Origin of the sequence: Gordonia marina (assembly GCF_052036135.1) — a bacterium.
In the GTDB taxonomy this organism is placed as follows: domain Bacteria; phylum Actinomycetota; class Actinomycetes; order Mycobacteriales; family Mycobacteriaceae; genus Gordonia.
In genome coordinates this window covers 40224-54518 of the sequence record NZ_JBPSDN010000028.1, presented here as the reverse complement: position 1 = coordinate 54518, position 14295 = coordinate 40224, and the positions used below count along the sequence as shown (strand labels likewise).

Sequence of the window (14295 nt, the reverse complement as noted above, 5' to 3'; positions counted from 1 at the left end):
GGACCGCCGCCACCTTCTCCTCCGGGCTGTAGCGCCGCGTCTGCGGCTTCCCGGGAACCTGTTCCTTCGGCATGTACTCATCCTCGTTTCCAAGGTCACGAGCCTCCAAAGAACCCAGTGCGGTTCATACTCTCACATCGACGAGGACGGGCCGCGCCCACAAGCAGCGAAGCTCATTGTGCGGGCGATGGACGGACTCCTGGCACATCAAGCTCTATCTGCCGCTGCTCGCGACCTGGCGGCCTATGACTTCCAGCAGCTTTTTGCCTATCTCGAAGCCATGCGCGAGCATCTTGAGCCCGGCGACCTTGTCCGGCTGCAGTGGTCGTACCTTCCAGCGCTCGGATACGACGCGAAAGTCCCAGCGCTATCCGAAAGTTTGGCTGCTGACCCGGCGGAATTCGTCGGGGTCGTGAGCACCGTCTACCGTGCCCGGTCGAGGAGTGAAGACGAAGAAGTCGCCGAGGAACAAGCTGACGAAGAGCAGCGCGACGCTTCCCTGGCAACCAATGCGTACCGCCTGCTCAACGCCTGGGACTCACCGCCTGGGCTCGTCGATGGCGTCATGAATGCCGAGGTGCTTCGAGCCTGGATTGATAGCGCAGTGGAACTCCTCGCAGAAGGGGGCCGGACCGAGGTGGGCCTACAGCACATTGGACAGGTTCTCGGGCACACCCCACCAGACGCTGACGGCACCTGGCCCGGCGTCGTCGTGCGGGACCTCCTCGAAGAAGTGCAACTCGATCACATCGAAACTGGCCTTCACCTCCATATCGTCAATAGTCGCGGCGTCTCCAGTCGCGGCCTGGAAGACGGCGGCGAGCAAGAGCTTAAACTTGCTGCGGACTATCGAGCCAAGGCCGAAGCGCTCGCTGACGAAGCACCTAGAGTGGCTAGTCTGTTTAGGCGAGTAGCTGGCTCGTACGAGAGCGAAGCACGACGCAATGAGGAGGACGCCGAACGCTTCCGGCGCGGACTCCATTGACCGGTAAGGCTAGTGCCAAGCGCCAGATCGCAGCGCATTGTGAGCTTCCCGAGCTGAACAGTCGACGCATGTGACCGCAGACGTTATTCGGCTACGGAATGTGGTGGAGTTTCGCTTCAACGTCTAACAGCTTCAATGTCTGAAGGTTCGGAGTGGGGATGGAATTCGGATCGTTGGCTGATTAGGTGGGGGCCCTCGGCGGCTTGATGGCTGTGGTGGCGGCGATTGTCGCGTGGGCCGTCAGCAAGCGCTTGCTAGAGGTCGAACAGTGTCGCGACCGGAAACTGGAGATTGCTGAAGTACGAGCTCAGGCGGAGCTGGTGTTCGCGCTAGGGGCCGTACTGCCGAAGCGTGTGGCGGACGAGAAGTGGGCGATCTTCTTGTACAACGGATCCGACAAGCCGCTCTACGATGTGTATGTCGAGAGTCAGCGACTCGACGGAAGTACCCGGAACTATCCGCTCAGCCTTGGTGCGATTCCGCCGGGCAGATTCGTGGTGCCCAGCCACCCGAAGTATCACTGGGGCTCATTGGTGGATCTGGCGCAGAGCCCTGAACCGGTGGATTATCTGGTGAGGGGCAAAGGCGCCGGGATGATTGTTCGGGTGGTGTTCTCCGACGCCGCCAGGCGAAAATGGGAGCTTTCGAATGGCACCGAACTCAGGCTACTCGCGTAGGGATGGATGAAGGGTTGGGTCGGTGAGCAGAATCGTGCTGACCGGTCGCCTGATCTGCACGGACGCCGAGCAGCGCGACATCGTTCTTCGCCATCTTCCCCGGCATGTCGAGCTGACGCGAGCCGAACCGGGCTGCCTGCTCTTCGACGTCGAGCAGACCGCCGATCCGCTCGTGTGGCAGGTCCGTGAGGAATTCGCCGACTCCGGTGCGTTCGAGGCGCATCAACGGCGGGTGGCGTCCAGCGCATGGGGCCGGGCGACGCTGGGCATCCGGCGCGACTACACGGTCGGATCCCGCTGACCGGGCACGATCGACTCGGCGCTGACCCGCGAGTTGGCGGAGGGCGGAGTCGATCCGGTTCCAGGTGTCGATCGCGCCGATTTCGAACAGCGGTGCCGCGATCCGATGCTGAGCCGCGTGCCCCTGCCGGGACCGACCTCCCGACAGCGTGACGAGACACCGCCTGGGATGATCGAGACCTTCGATCCTGAGGAGGACACCATGTCGTCACCGCAGCTGCCGCCGTGCCCGGAATGCGCGCAGGAGTACGCCTACGAGGACGGGTCACTCCTCATCTGCCCCATGTGCGCTCACGAGTGGTCGCCCAGCGGCGACGCCGCTCCGACCGGGACCGGCGTGATCACCGATGCCGTCGGGAACGTCCTGACCGACGGCGACACCGTGACCGTCGTCAAGAGCGTGAAGGTCAAGGGCGGCGGGGGCGGGGTGATCAAGTCCGGCACCAAGGTCAAGGGCATCCGGTTGATCACCGACGGCGTCGGCGACCACGACATCGATGCCACCGTGCCGGGCTTCGGCCGCATGCAGCTGAAGTCCAGCATCGTCAAGAAGACCGGCTGACCACCGGCGTCCCCACTCCCGCCGATCCGGCGAAGGCTCTCAACCCACGACCGTCTCCGCCTCGGGGAACGGCGGCAGCGGCCGCTCGCGCAGCCACGGACGCAGCACCGTCGTATCGAGATGATGGGCGCGATCGACGCCGAGTACGGCGGCGGCCGACCACTCCAGGTCGGCGGTGGAGACGACGCCGTGCCGGTGATCGGCGACGTAGCGCCGGATCACCTGCCCGAACAGGTCGTCGCCGAGCGCGATCCGCATCGCGTGCAGCGTCAGGGCGCCGCGAATGTAGACCCGGTCGTCGAAGATCTCGTGTGGCCCGGGTTCGCTGATCACGATGTCCTGCGGCAACGCCACCAGCTGCGCGTAGTTCTCCCGGGCGCAGTCGGCGGTCGGGAGCGCGCCGGAGGCCTGCGACCACACCCACTCGGCGTAGTTGGCGAAGCCCTCGTGCAACCAGATGTCGCGCCACTGCCTCGCCGTGATGCTGTTGCCGAACCACTGGTGGGCCAGCTCGTGGGCGATCAGCCGCTGATTCTCGGCGCTGCGCGTGGCGTGGTTGGCCCCGAAGGTCGACAGGCTCGCCGACTCCAGCGGGATCTCCAGATCGTCGTCGGTGACGACGGCGGTGTACCCGGCGAACGGATACGGGCCGAACATCCGCTCGAAGGCCTCGATCATCCGCGGCTGATCGGCGAACGCCTCCCGGGTCGCGTCGTGCAGGCGGGCCGGGGCGGCGATCCGGCAGGGGACCGGCGCGTCCTGGCCGTCGATCCGGTAGCGGCCGATCTGCAACGTCATCATGTACGGCGACACGGGGTCGGGCATCGAGTACGTCCAGTGCCGCCGACCGTCGTCCGTGGGCCGTTCGGCCTCGAGGGCACCGCTCGCGACGACGGTGTACTCGGGATCGGTCGTCACCGTGAGGAGGTAGCTCGCCTTGTCGGCGGCGCGGTTGTTGCACGGGAACCAGGTGGCGGCGCCGTGCGGCTGACCGGCCACCAGGACGCCGTCGGTCAGCTCCTCCCAGCCGGCGGGATCGTCCGGCCCGGGCACGGTCTCCGGAAATCCCCGGTAGTCGACGGTGACGGTCAGGCTCCTCCCGGGCTCGACGACCTCGTCCAGCCGGACGGTGAGCCGGTCGCGCCGATGGTGCCAACTGAGGAGTTCGGCGCCCTCGACGTCCAGCTCGGTCACGTCGAGCCGGTACAGGTCGAGGACCAGCTCGTCGGTTCGCTCGAGAATCGTGACGGCCAGGTCGGCATGCGCGTCGAGCCGATTCTCCGGCAGGTCGTAGGCGAGATCGAGCCGGTAGTGATCCACCCCGAATCGGACATCGCCGTGCCCCGGGAGGTAGGGGTCGGCATCGGTCGGTCTGCTGCGCTTCACCGGGTCGTTCTACCACGGTGTGCCGATTGCGGCGGGCGGGTGCGCCGGGCGCTGTTAGCGTTTGACACGTGTCGTCGCCGGAGATGGATGGGCAGATCGCGGAGCTGGGAGCTTCGCTGCTGACTCGCGTGGATGAACTCGCGCGGCGGGTGGTGGCCGCCGTCGGCGACGAGGTGGAGTTCTACCGGGATGACCCGACGGTGTCCGAGGAGTCGCTGTACGAAACGTCCGTCGACAACCTGACACTTGTGTTCCGCTCGCTGGAGGACCGCCGGGAATTCGACTTGTCGGCGGCCGCGCAGACCGGCCGGCTCCGCGCCGAGCAAGGTGTGCCGCTGCCCGCGGTGATGGCGGCGTTCCGGGTCGCCGCCCACCAGGTGTGGCAGGGGCTGCGTGAGATGCTCGTCGGCATGCCGACCGCGAGTGCGGAACTGGCGCTCGCGGCCACCGAGAAGATCTGGTCGGGGCAGGACAGCTACGTCGAGGCCATGGCCTCCGCGCATCGCGAGGCGACGATGCGGCGGGTGATCGACGACGAGTACGAGCGTGCCGCCCTGGTCGAGGCGCTTCTGCAAGGCCGCCACCTGGTCGACTACACGCGGTGGGAGGTCGCGCAGCTGTTGCGGATGCCGGCCGACGGTCCGTACGTGGTGATCGCGGCCGCGCCGCCGATGATCGGCCGGTTGCCGCTGCCGGAGATCGCCGCGCGCCTGCGGGCGGTGGACACCTACTCGGCGTGGCGGCTGTTTCCCGACATCCACCTCGGGCTGGTCCATGTGAGCTCGCCGGCTGCGCACCGCGCCACCGTCGATCTGCTCGGCCGGGTCGCGACCACACCGGTGGGGATCTCGCCGCCGTTCGACGACCTCATCGACACCTCGGTGCACATGCGATACGCGCGGCTGGCGATGGAATCGGTGCCGGCGGGCGAACTGATCAGGGAGTTCGACGACTCGGTGCTCGGCGTCGCGGCGATCAGCGCGCCCGATGTCACGCGCAAGATCGCCGACGTGATCCTCGGCGCTTTCGCCGGACTCGCGAGCGACGACCAGCAGCTGCTCACCAGCACGTTCCACGCGTGGGTGGCGGCGGACGGTTCGGTCGACGACGCGGCCTACGCGCTGTCGTGCCATCCGAACACCGTGCGCTATCGCCTGCGCCGGATCGAGAAGGTGACCGATCGATCGCTGCGCGTGCCGCGGGATCTCGCCGAGCTGTGTCTCGCGTTCGAGATCCGGGAACGCCTCTGAAGCGTCGTCCGTCGCACCGCGGGTCAGCGGCGTGGACGGTTTGTCCCGGCGGACAACGGAAGCCGAAACACCTTGGTGACGGCGCTCTACCGGAGCCCGGAAACCGGAGCTTATGCTCGTTTCCGGAGACGTGAAGTCACCGGGACCGTGCGTCCGGTGTGGAGGGGAACGATCATGATCTGGCTGACAGGTGATCCCGGTTCCGATCCGTCGACGTTGCAGGCGATGATCTTCGTCCGCGAGTTCGAGGCCCGGGCCGACCGGCTGGTCATCGAGATCGGGTCGGTTCCGCTCTCGCATCCGCATACGCGCGAGTTGCTCACCGAATTGCACGACGTTCGCGCGCAGATCCAGCGACTGCAAACGACCTACCGGCTGCCGCTGGGGCGCTCCGTCGCCGAGCCGGCGGTGCCGGGGGAACCGATGGCGTTCGACCAGGCCGGCTGATCCCGGCCGGAGACACGATCGGCGCGGAAGATCTGGGCGCGGACCGCCGAGGCCGTCACGGCCGCCACGAGGGGTGCGGCGGCTCCGCCCCGATCATCGTGCCACCCGCGTGCGACCGCTATCGGGACACCAGATCCGGCGACGCGGGTGCGGCGGGGTGCGTGTGCATCGCGATCAGCCGGGACGGGTGGGCGCGGCGTCCGCCGTCGACCGCCAGCACGGAGACCGCTTCCCGGTGAGCCTCCTCGATCAGATCCCCGGCCCGGCCGAAGTCCATCGCGCCGAGATCGAGCGGGCACGGCGGTGGCAGCACGATCAGTTCGGCGGCGTCGGCGTAGTCGTCGATCTCCCGGATGAGTCGCTTGTGCACCAGCAGCGTCATACTGTGCAGCACCGCGCCCGCCGCGTCCTGGGGTGGTTCGGTGCGGGCACACGAATACCCGGTCGGCAGCACGTACACGGTGTCCGCGCCGGCGGTGATCGCGGGTGCCAGCGAGGTGTTGTCCGCGATGCCGCCGTCGACCAGGGTCCGGTCGTGCCAGTGCACCGGCGGCAGCAGCCCCGGAATGGCACTGCTGGCCAGGAGAGCGTCGGCGACCGGTCCCCAGCCCAGATCCACCTCGCCGCCGGTGAGGACGTCCGTGGTCACCACGATCAGCGGGACCCGGGTGTCTTCGAGACCGGTGAGCGTGAGGTTGTTCTCGACGATGCGGCGCAGCCCGGTGTCGTCGAACAATGACGGGCTTCGGCCGCGCAGCGCGCTGAGCAGACGCAGTGGATCGGGTGGGAACACGTCGCGTGCCCGCAGGGATCGCCAGATCTCCTCCAGCCCGTCGACGGCATCGGCCGTGAGCCCGTGTTCGGCGATGTAGGCGGCGTTCAGGGCGCCGGCGGAGGTGCCGACCAGCAGGTCGGGGACGACGCCGTGCTCCACCAGCGCCCGCAGCATGCCCACCTGGATGGCGCCCAGGTTGGTGCCGCCGGACAGCACGATCGCGGTGGTCATGTCCCTCCTCGGGCCGGGTGCGGGGCTCTCCCGCCCAGAATAAGGCGAGGTGGAGTTCGTGTCGTGGAGTCGTTGCCCGGGGCGGCCGGCCGCCACCGGTGCAGACGATGGACGAGGTGCGCGGCGAGCTCGCCGATGCGACGGTCACCGGCCCGGCGATCCGGTGCGATGGGTGTCGCATCGGCGCGGTCCGTCCGCGGGTTCGGGGGAAGTGCCGCCGAACTCGGGCGGCCGACGGTCGTGCCCCGACCTGCGGCGAGCGGCACTCCCGCGGCCTTATTCGAAAGTACTTTCTAATCATCTGTTGAATACACATCATGGTGGGCGTATCCTGGGAGTAGGAGAAGAACCATCCTCCACCCGGCCGGAAAAGAGGTTCGTGATGAGCGACGACGTGTTCGACGCCCGCGGTGCTCTGGCCGGCCTGTCGCCGTCCGAGTTGGTGTCGGTGATCGGCGCTGCCGAAGAATCTCTGGTCGATGCACCGCTGGCCGCCCTCTCCGAGGACGGGCTGCTCGAGTTACTGGAATCGCGGGAGCAAGCGCGCCGCACGGGTGTGGCTGTGGACGCGGCACTGTTCGTGGAGATCTCCGACCGCGGCGGCTGCCGGCGGGCCGGGTACAACACCATGCACCAGCTACTCGCGGAGGGCTTGCGTGTCGGGGAGGGCGAGTCCCGGCGGCGCCGGGTGGTCGCGGCCTCGATCGGCCGGTTCACCGCGATGACCGGGGAGCGCCGTGAGCCGAGATTCCCGGCCACCGCGCAGGCTGTGGCCGAAGGCGCGATCGGTGAGACGCACGTGTCGGTGATCGAGGAGGTCATGGACAAGATCCCCGCTACCGTCGAGCCGGAGAAGCGGGCGAAGGCCGAGGCCATGCTCGCCGACGCCGCCCGCACCCTGAACCCGGCCGGGGTGACGATGGTCGGCAACCGGCTCCTCGCTTACCTCGACCCCGACGGCACCCTCGCTGACGACGCTGACCGGCAGCGGCAAGCCGAGTTCCGGCTCTCCGCGCAGGACCGGCAGTCGATGACGGCGGTCCAGGCTCGTCTCACCCCGCAGTTGCGGGCGGAGTTCGAGGTGATGTTCACCCAATGGGCTGCGCCCGGCATGAACAATCCGAACGATCCCGATTCCCCGCACGGCGCGGCCGATCAGCCCGGTCTGGATCCGGCGGTCCTGGCCGCGGCGGCCGAGCGCGATACCCGGCTGTTGGGGCGGCGTCAGCACGACGCCCTGTCGGCGTTGCCGGCGTGGGCGAATGCGCAGTTCTCGTTCGCCAAGCCGGAGAACCTGCGCAATCAGATCGTGGTCACCGTGACCGATGAGGATCTGGCTCGGCAGGCGGGGCTCGCTTGGACGACGACCGGCACCCGGATTCCGGTCTCGGATCTGGTGAAGTTCGCCGCCGACGCCGTGCCGTACCTGGCGGTGTTCGCCAAGGCCAGCGGGCAGCCGTTGTACCTCGGGCGGGCGCACCGGCTCGCGTCGCGCGCGCAACGCTTGGCGTTGTTCGCCCGGGACCGCGGCTGTACCGCGCCGGGCTGTACGCGGCCGTTCGTTCAGGTGCAGATGCAGCATATGCCGGACTGGCAGGACGGCGGTCCCACCGATGTCGACCACCTCGGCGGGGCGTGCGGGAAGCACAACCGGTGGAACGGCAAGAACCCCGGCGAGTGGGAATCGACAGTCCTCACTGACGGACCGGACAAGGGCCGGGTCGGGTGGCGGCCGGTCGGGCGGGCGGGTCCGTGGATCGTGAACCCGCTGTTCCACCCGGACAAGCTCCGGACCGGGCCGGACGTCCCGGCCGCGGAGCGGACCCCGCCACCGACGGTGAATCACCGCCTCGGCGACACCACCGACGAGGTCTCGACTTCGCTCGACCGACATCTCAGTCGAGACCTCGACCTGCGTGAGGACTCCGGCCGGCCTGTGGAGTCCGGCGTCGAAGCCCTCCTCGAACACCTCCTGGCCGCCTGACCACCGCTCGATGTGGTCGGGCCACCAGGTTGTCCACCATCGAGTGGTGAGCGCGGTGCGAGTGGTCAGCGTGGTGTGCGGCGGTCGGAAAACGGCTTGCCGTGCGTCCCGCCCGACTGCGAGTCTGCACACAAGAACAGGAAGGCGGCGGGGTGGACACGGAAGCGCAAGGCGCACTGCAGTTGACGGCGAGCGACGCGGGGGAGGTGCTCACGCTGCAGCGCGCGGCGTACGTCAGCGAGGCGATCGCGCACGACGACCTCGCTATTCCTCCGCTGGTCCAGACGCTCGACGACCTGCGGGCGGAACTGGCCGACGAGAACGTGATCGGCCTCGGGATCAGGAGAGGCGGACGACTCGTCGCCGCGGTCAGGTTGCGTATCCGCGGACGACTCGCCGAACTCGGCCGCCTGACCGTCGTGCCTGACCTGCAGGGAGGGGGCCTCGGCAGCCGGTTGCTGGCGACCATCGACGACGAACTACCGCCCGGCGTCGACCGTGTCGAACTCTTCACCGGGGAGCGCAGCGCCGCCAACCTGCGTCTGTACCGGCGCATGGGATACGTCGAGGACCGGCGCGTGAGCGCCGGTGCGTACGACCTGGTCTTCCTGTCCCGCGCGGTGGGCGCCCGGTGATGCCGCCGGGATACCGTGAGGCGTGACCACCGACCGCACGGCCGACGGCCTGCCCGACCTCACCCGATTCGGCGTCCGCGACCTGTTGCGGCTGGAAGCGGAGATCAACGCCGAGTTCCGCACGCGAGAACTGGTGCGCACCAACAACAAGCCGCTCGGTGACATCGCCGAGTGCATCGTCCGCGAGGCGCGCGGGGGTGTGCTCGAACCCAACTCGACCAAGTCGCACGATGTCACCACCGACGACGGCCGGCGCATCCAGGTCAAGGCCATGGGACGGCGGACTCTCGGCCGCTCGGCGGTCTTCAGCCCATTCCGCAGCTTCGACTTCGACACCGCGGTGTTCCTCGTCTTCGCGCCCGCGACCTTTCACCTCGCGGAGGCGTGGGAGGCGACGCCGGCCGAGATCGAACCGATCGCGCGGTTCAGCCGTCACGTCAACGGCCACCTGCTCTCCCTTACCCGGATCGCCGGCGTCGGCCGCGATGTCACGGCGGAGATGTCCGCGGCGTACGCGGCCCTCGACTGACCGTCGCTGTTCCCCGGCGGGCCTCGGCCTGCGCGCGCTCCGGCCGGCGGCCCTCCGGAATGGCGAAGGGTTCCCAGGGACCTTCCAGCGGCCTCCCAGCTTCGGCCGCGACCATGGCGATCATGACCGCACTCGACATCAGACCTGCACCGGTGCCACCGGCCGCGCCCGTGGCCGTTCGCACCGGACCCGACCGTGAACGACGCTGGAGATCCCGCTACTGGGCGGTGTCGGCGCTGCTCGCCGGCACGGCCCTGCTCTACCTGGTCGGACTCTCCCGCAACGGCTGGGGCAACGACTTCTACGCCGCGGCCGCGCAGGCCGGTGGCGAGAACTGGAAGGCGTGGCTGTTCGGCTCGCTCGACCCCAACAACGTCATCACCGTCGACAAGCCGCCGGCCGCGCTCTGGGTCACCGGGTTGTCGGTGCGGCTCTTCGGCCTGAGTTCGTGGTCCATCCTGGTGCCGCAGGCGCTGATGGGCGTACTGACCGTGTGGCTCCTGTACGCGACGGTGCGGCGACTGCTGCTGAGGGCGGGATCGTCGCGCACGGCGACCGCCGGCGGCCTGCTGGCCGGCGCGGTTCTCGCGTTGACGCCGGCCGCCGTGCTGATCTTCCGCTTCAACAACCCGGACGCGCTCCTGGTGCTGCTGATGACCGCCGCGGCGTACGCGACGGTGCGGGCCTGCCAGCGGGCGTCCGCGAAGTGGCTGGTCCTGTGCGGGGTGGCCCTCGGCTTCGCCTTCCTCACGAAGATGTTGCAGGGGCTGCTCGTCCTGCCCGGGTTCGGCCTCGCCTACCTCGTGTTCGCCCAGACCACCTGGCTGCGCCGGATTCGTGACCTCGTGCTCGCCGGCCTCGCGGTGGTCGTCTCGGCCGGCTGGTACGTCCTCCTGGTCGACCTGTGGCCGAAGGACTCCCGTCCCTACATCGGCGGTTCCACCGACAACTCCTTCATGGACCTGGTGCTCGGGTACAACGGCTTCGCGCGGATCTTCGGCGGTCACGGCGGGAGCGGCGGTCCCGGCGGAGGCGGCCCCGGCGGGAGTGGATCCACCGGTACGTCGTTCGGCGGGAGTCCGAGTCCGGCCCGCCTGTTCAGCAACGAATTCGGCAACGAGATCTCCTGGCTGCTCCCGGCGGCCCTCGCGGTGCTGGTGTGCGCACTGATCGCCGGTGTCCTGATCGCCGTGCGTCGCCGCCGGGGTCTGCCGACGGCCGGCCCGATCGACCGCGACGTCGCGCTCGGCGCGGTGGTCTTCGGCAGTTGGCTGGTCGTCACCGGCCTGGTGTTCAGCTACATGAGCGGCACCGTGCACCCCTATTACACGGTGGCGCTGGCTCCGGCGATCGCCGCGCTGGTCGCGATCGGCGCGGTCACCGGCTGGCGTGCCCGCCGGTCGTGGGCCGGGACCGGCTTCCTGGCGCTGCTGCTGGTGTCGGCGACCGGCTGGGGTATCGCGAAGACGCACGCCGCGGACTTCGCGTGGCCGCTGCTCGGGTGGGTGCTCGGCGGGGCGACGGTCCTCGCGCTGGCGGCCTTCGCGGTACTGCGCCGGGCCGGCGGCCGTCGGGCGATCGCGCTGGCGGCGAGTCTCGTGGCTGTAGCCGGTATCGCGACCGCGTCGTTCGGCATCGCGACCGCGAACACCACGCACACCGGATCGATTCCGACCGCGGTCGTCACGGCCGGCGGTGGTCCGGGCGGCTTCGGCGGCCCCGGTGGCGGTCCGGGCGGCGGGTTCGGTGGTCCCGGCGGACAGCGTCCGGGGAACTCGACCGATCAGGCGCCGACCGGGCAGCCGCCGAGCGGTCAGCCGTCGAACGGCCAGCCGTCGAACGGCCAGCAACAGAATGGCCAGCAACAGAACGGCCAGCAACAGAACGGCCAGGGCACGCCGAACGGGCAGGGCGCACCGAACGGGCAGGGCGCACCGAGCGCGCAGGGTGGTTCCGGTGGTGGTCCGGGCGGTGGCAGCACGAACACCGAATTGATCGCGCTGCTCAAGCAGACCACCACCGCGTGGGCGGCGGCCGCCAACGGCGCGCAGTCGCAGGCCGGTCTCCAGCTGGGGTCGAGGCGTCCGGTGATCGCGATCGGCGGCTTCGGCGGCGACCCCTCGCCGACCCTCGCCCAGTTCAAACAGTGGGTGGCCCAGGGCAAGATCGGTTACTACATCGGCGGTGGCGGTGGTGGTCCGCGCGGCTCCAGCGACATCGGCACCTGGGTGAGTGAGAACTTCACCCCGATCACCGTGGGTGGCACGACGGTGTACAAGCTGACCTGAGCGTGTCCGAGACCGGCCGGACCGACCGCTATCGGCGGCGGTCCGGCCGGTCAGTTCTTGCGCAGTTCCTCGGCGAACATCACCACGATCCCGCTGGGACCGCGCAGGTAGGTGAGGCGGTAGACGTCCTCGTACGTCGCGACGCCGCGGAGCGGATGGCACCCGTGCCGGGCGGCGATCGCCAGGGCCTCGTCGATGTCGTCCACGACGAACGACACCCGGTGCATCCCGATCTCGTGCGGGCGGGTGGGGGCGGTCTCGATCGCCTCGGGGTGCAGGTACTCGAAGAACTCCAGCTGACCGTGGCCGTCCGGGGTGTTCAGGACCGCGATCCGGGCGTGGTTGCCGTCGAGGCCGACGGCGGTGTCGGCCCATTCCCCGCTGACCTCGGCACGACCGGCGACCGTCAGACCCAGGTCGGTGAAGAAGGAGATCGCCTCGTCCAGGTCGCGCACGGCGATTCCCACATTGCCCATCCGGATAGCCATGCGCCCAGCGTAGGTCCGGTCCGGCTTCGTGGCGGGGTACCGGTATCGCGCCGGCGCGGAAACGGCGGAGTGCTGGGTCGTCACGACCCCGAAGTCCGCCGTCTGCCGATCGCGGAACGGCGGCATGGCGCGCCCGGATCGCGCATCGCGACGCGATAGGCTCCGCGACCATGACCGGGAAGAGCTCCGCCGAACTCAACGACCACGTGACGGCGGCCTATGCCGCCGTCACCGACGAGGCCCGCGCCGAGAAGGTCGCCAAACAGCACGCGCGCGGCAAGATGACCGCTCGCGAACGTATCGCGTACCTCGCCGCCGGCGGCTTCTACGAGTTCGGGGCGCTCGCCGGGCCCGGCCCCGCACAGCAGGGCGCCGCACCGCTCGTCGCCCCGGGGGACGGCGTGGTCACCGGTGTCGGCTACATCGACGGGCGGCCGGTCGTGATCGCCGCGTTCGACTTCACCGTCCTCGGCGGCAGCAACGGCGCCACCGGGATGGCCAAACTCGATCGGTGCGCCGAACGTGCCGCCACCGACGGCATCCCGCTGGTGATGCTGATGGACGGTGGCGGGCACCGCATGCAGGAGGCGCTCGACTCGCGCCTGGCCGCGCCCGGCTCCCGGCTGATGCTGCGGCTGACCGACCTCTCCGGGCAGGTCCCGCTGGTCGCGGCCATGATGGGTCCCGGTTTCGGCGCGCCCGCGAACATCGCGGCGTGCTGCGACTTCGTCACCATCACCCGCGGCATCGGGACCATCGGGATGTCGTCGGCGCCGTTGGTGAAGGCCGCGACCGGCGAAGACCTGACCAACGACGAGATCGGCGGCGCCGACCTGCAGGCCGCGCGCGGCGTCGTCGATGTGGTGGGTGACGACGAGCACGAGACGCTGGACGCCATCCGCGCCTATCTGTCGTACCTGCCCGCCAACGCCGACGCCGCACCGCACCGGATGCCCGGGCCGCACGCTCCGGGGGACACCGCAGACGGGCTCGACACCCTCATCCCGCCGTCCGGCCGCACCGCCTACGACGTTCTCGACGTCATCGAAGGACTCGCCGACCGCGACAGCCTCTTCGAGATCCGGCCGGCGCACGCGCCGAACGTTGCCACCGTGCTGATCCGGATCGGGGGCCGGCCGATGGGGGTGATCGCCAATCAGCCGCGGTACCACGCGGGCGCGCTCGACGCGCCCGCCTGCGAGAAGGCCGCGCATTTCACGGCGATCTGCGACACCTTCGGGCTTCCGCTGCTGATCCTCATCGACCTGCCGGGCTTCCTGGTCGGCGCCGCCGCGGAGGAGTCCGGTCTGGTGCGCCGCAGCGCGCGCCTCGGCTACGAGCTGGGTAACGCGACCGTCCCGCGGTTCGTCATCGTCACCCGCAAGGCGTACGGCGCGGCGTACATCGTGATGGGCGGCGGCCGGTCCATCGAGGCCGACCTGTCGCTGGCCTGGCCGACCGCGGAGATCTGCGCGATCCCGATCGAATCCGCCGTCGACCTGGCCTTCAAATCGGTGTACGAACAGGCCGACGACCCGGCCGCGCACCGCGCCGATCTGATCACCCTCTTCCAGGCGAACGTCGACCCGGTGCTGGCCGCTGACGGCTTCGGGATCGACGACGTGGTGCTGCCCTCGGCGACGCGGGAACTGCTGCTCGAAGCCCTGGGCCGCGTGCGGCCGCGCCGCGCCCCGCGGATGCCGGGCAAGCGCCGGTCGATCTCGCCGATCTGAGGCGGGCCCTCTCGAAGTACCCGGG

At 69.4% G+C, this 14295-nt stretch carries 14 protein-coding genes; 11 read left to right on the top strand and 3 right to left on the bottom strand.

Annotation, left to right across the window (positions count from 1 at the left end; genetic code table 11):
* The first annotated feature begins 187 nt into the window (after positions 1-187).
* The 4 genes from ACSEEN_RS16155 to ACSEEN_RS16140 all read left to right on the top strand — a co-directional run bounded on the left by ACSEEN_RS16155 (position 188) and on the right by ACSEEN_RS16140 (position 2524).
* A complete protein-coding gene (locus ACSEEN_RS16155) occupies positions 188-985 on the top strand; it encodes a hypothetical protein (RefSeq protein ID WP_440713732.1) in 798 nt (265 codons plus the stop codon).
* A 185-nt stretch (positions 986-1170) separates the two neighbouring features.
* A complete protein-coding gene (locus ACSEEN_RS16150) occupies positions 1171-1662 on the top strand; it encodes a hypothetical protein (RefSeq protein WP_440713731.1) in 492 nt (163 codons plus the stop codon).
* A gap of 34 nt (positions 1663-1696) precedes the next feature.
* The gene (locus tag ACSEEN_RS16145; RefSeq protein ID WP_440713730.1) at positions 1697-1963 is read left to right on the top strand and encodes a putative quinol monooxygenase; all 267 of its coding nucleotides are present in this window, start codon (positions 1697-1699) and stop codon (positions 1961-1963) included.
* Positions 1964-2164: 201 nt separating this feature from the next.
* Positions 2165-2524, top strand: a complete 360-nt coding sequence (locus ACSEEN_RS16140; protein WP_440713729.1) for a zinc ribbon domain-containing protein YjdM — start codon at positions 2165-2167, stop codon at positions 2522-2524.
* 39 nt (positions 2525-2563) lie between these two features.
* Here ACSEEN_RS16140 and ACSEEN_RS16135 read toward each other — a convergent pair whose 3' ends face one another.
* Positions 2564-3910 carry a M1 family metallopeptidase gene (locus ACSEEN_RS16135; RefSeq protein ID WP_440713728.1) on the bottom strand — a complete coding sequence of 449 codons (1347 nt, stop codon included), beginning with the start codon at positions 3908-3910 and terminating at the stop codon, positions 2564-2566.
* A gap of 68 nt (positions 3911-3978) precedes the next feature.
* Here ACSEEN_RS16135 and ACSEEN_RS16130 point away from each other — a divergent pair, with 68 nt between their 5' ends.
* Together ACSEEN_RS16130 and ACSEEN_RS16125 are read left to right on the top strand one after the other, a co-directional pair.
* A complete protein-coding gene (locus ACSEEN_RS16130; protein ID WP_440713727.1) occupies positions 3979-5160 on the top strand; it encodes a PucR family transcriptional regulator in 1182 nt (393 codons plus the stop codon).
* Positions 5161-5334: 174 nt separating this feature from the next.
* Positions 5335-5607, top strand: a complete 273-nt coding sequence (locus ACSEEN_RS16125) for a hypothetical protein (protein ID WP_440713726.1) — start codon at positions 5335-5337, stop codon at positions 5605-5607.
* A 118-nt stretch (positions 5608-5725) separates the two neighbouring features.
* On the opposite strand, the gene ACSEEN_RS16120 is transcribed toward ACSEEN_RS16125, so the two are convergent.
* Complete coding sequence (locus ACSEEN_RS16120) at positions 5726-6613, bottom strand: patatin-like phospholipase family protein (protein ID WP_440713725.1); 888 nt, start codon at positions 6611-6613, stop codon at positions 5726-5728.
* A gap of 382 nt (positions 6614-6995) precedes the next feature.
* Between ACSEEN_RS16120 and ACSEEN_RS16115 the strand changes: the two genes are divergently transcribed.
* The 4 genes from ACSEEN_RS16115 (at position 6996) to ACSEEN_RS16100 (ending at position 12049) form a co-directional block, all read left to right on the top strand.
* The gene (locus ACSEEN_RS16115; protein ID WP_440713724.1) at positions 6996-8597 is read left to right on the top strand and encodes a DUF222 domain-containing protein; all 1602 of its coding nucleotides are present in this window, start codon (positions 6996-6998) and stop codon (positions 8595-8597) included.
* Positions 8598-8749: 152 nt separating this feature from the next.
* On the top strand, positions 8750-9232 hold the full coding sequence (locus ACSEEN_RS16110) for a GNAT family N-acetyltransferase (RefSeq protein WP_440713723.1): 483 nt from the start codon (positions 8750-8752) through the stop codon (positions 9230-9232).
* A gap of 22 nt (positions 9233-9254) precedes the next feature.
* Complete coding sequence (locus tag ACSEEN_RS16105; protein WP_440713722.1) at positions 9255-9761, top strand: DUF6998 domain-containing protein; 507 nt, start codon at positions 9255-9257, stop codon at positions 9759-9761.
* Between the two features lie 122 nt (positions 9762-9883).
* Positions 9884-12049, top strand: a complete 2166-nt coding sequence (locus tag ACSEEN_RS16100) for a glycosyltransferase family 39 protein (RefSeq protein WP_440713721.1) — start codon at positions 9884-9886, stop codon at positions 12047-12049.
* Between the two features lie 50 nt (positions 12050-12099).
* On the opposite strand, the gene ACSEEN_RS16095 is transcribed toward ACSEEN_RS16100, so the two are convergent.
* The gene (locus tag ACSEEN_RS16095; RefSeq protein ID WP_440713720.1) at positions 12100-12537 is read right to left on the bottom strand and encodes a VOC family protein; all 438 of its coding nucleotides are present in this window, start codon (positions 12535-12537) and stop codon (positions 12100-12102) included.
* A gap of 170 nt (positions 12538-12707) precedes the next feature.
* Between ACSEEN_RS16095 and ACSEEN_RS16090 the strand changes: the two genes are divergently transcribed.
* A complete protein-coding gene (locus ACSEEN_RS16090) occupies positions 12708-14270 on the top strand; it encodes an acyl-CoA carboxylase subunit beta (RefSeq protein WP_440713719.1) in 1563 nt (520 codons plus the stop codon).
* Positions 14271-14295 lie beyond the last annotated feature (25 nt).

What these genes read in the sequence shown, in the direction of transcription:
- ACSEEN_RS16155 (WP_440713732.1), top strand. Translation starts at nt 188, where the DNA reads ATGGACGGACTCCTGGCACATCAAGCTCTATCTGCCGCTGCTCGCGAC.
- ACSEEN_RS16140 (WP_440713729.1), top strand. Translation starts at nt 2,165, where the DNA reads ATGTCGTCACCGCAGCTGCCGCCGTGCCCGGAATGCGCGCAGGAGTAC.
- ACSEEN_RS16125 (WP_440713726.1), top strand. Translation starts at nt 5,335, where the DNA reads ATGATCTGGCTGACAGGTGATCCCGGTTCCGATCCGTCGACGTTGCAG.
- ACSEEN_RS16120 (WP_440713725.1), bottom strand. Translation starts at nt 6,613, where the DNA reads ATGACCACCGCGATCGTGCTGTCCGGCGGCACCAACCTGGGCGCCATC.
- ACSEEN_RS16115 (WP_440713724.1), top strand. Translation starts at nt 6,996, where the DNA reads ATGAGCGACGACGTGTTCGACGCCCGCGGTGCTCTGGCCGGCCTGTCG.
- ACSEEN_RS16100 (WP_440713721.1), top strand. Translation starts at nt 9,884, where the DNA reads ATGACCGCACTCGACATCAGACCTGCACCGGTGCCACCGGCCGCGCCC.
- ACSEEN_RS16095 (WP_440713720.1), bottom strand. Translation starts at nt 12,537, where the DNA reads ATGGCTATCCGGATGGGCAATGTGGGAATCGCCGTGCGCGACCTGGAC.
- ACSEEN_RS16090 (WP_440713719.1), top strand. Translation starts at nt 12,708, where the DNA reads ATGACCGGGAAGAGCTCCGCCGAACTCAACGACCACGTGACGGCGGCC.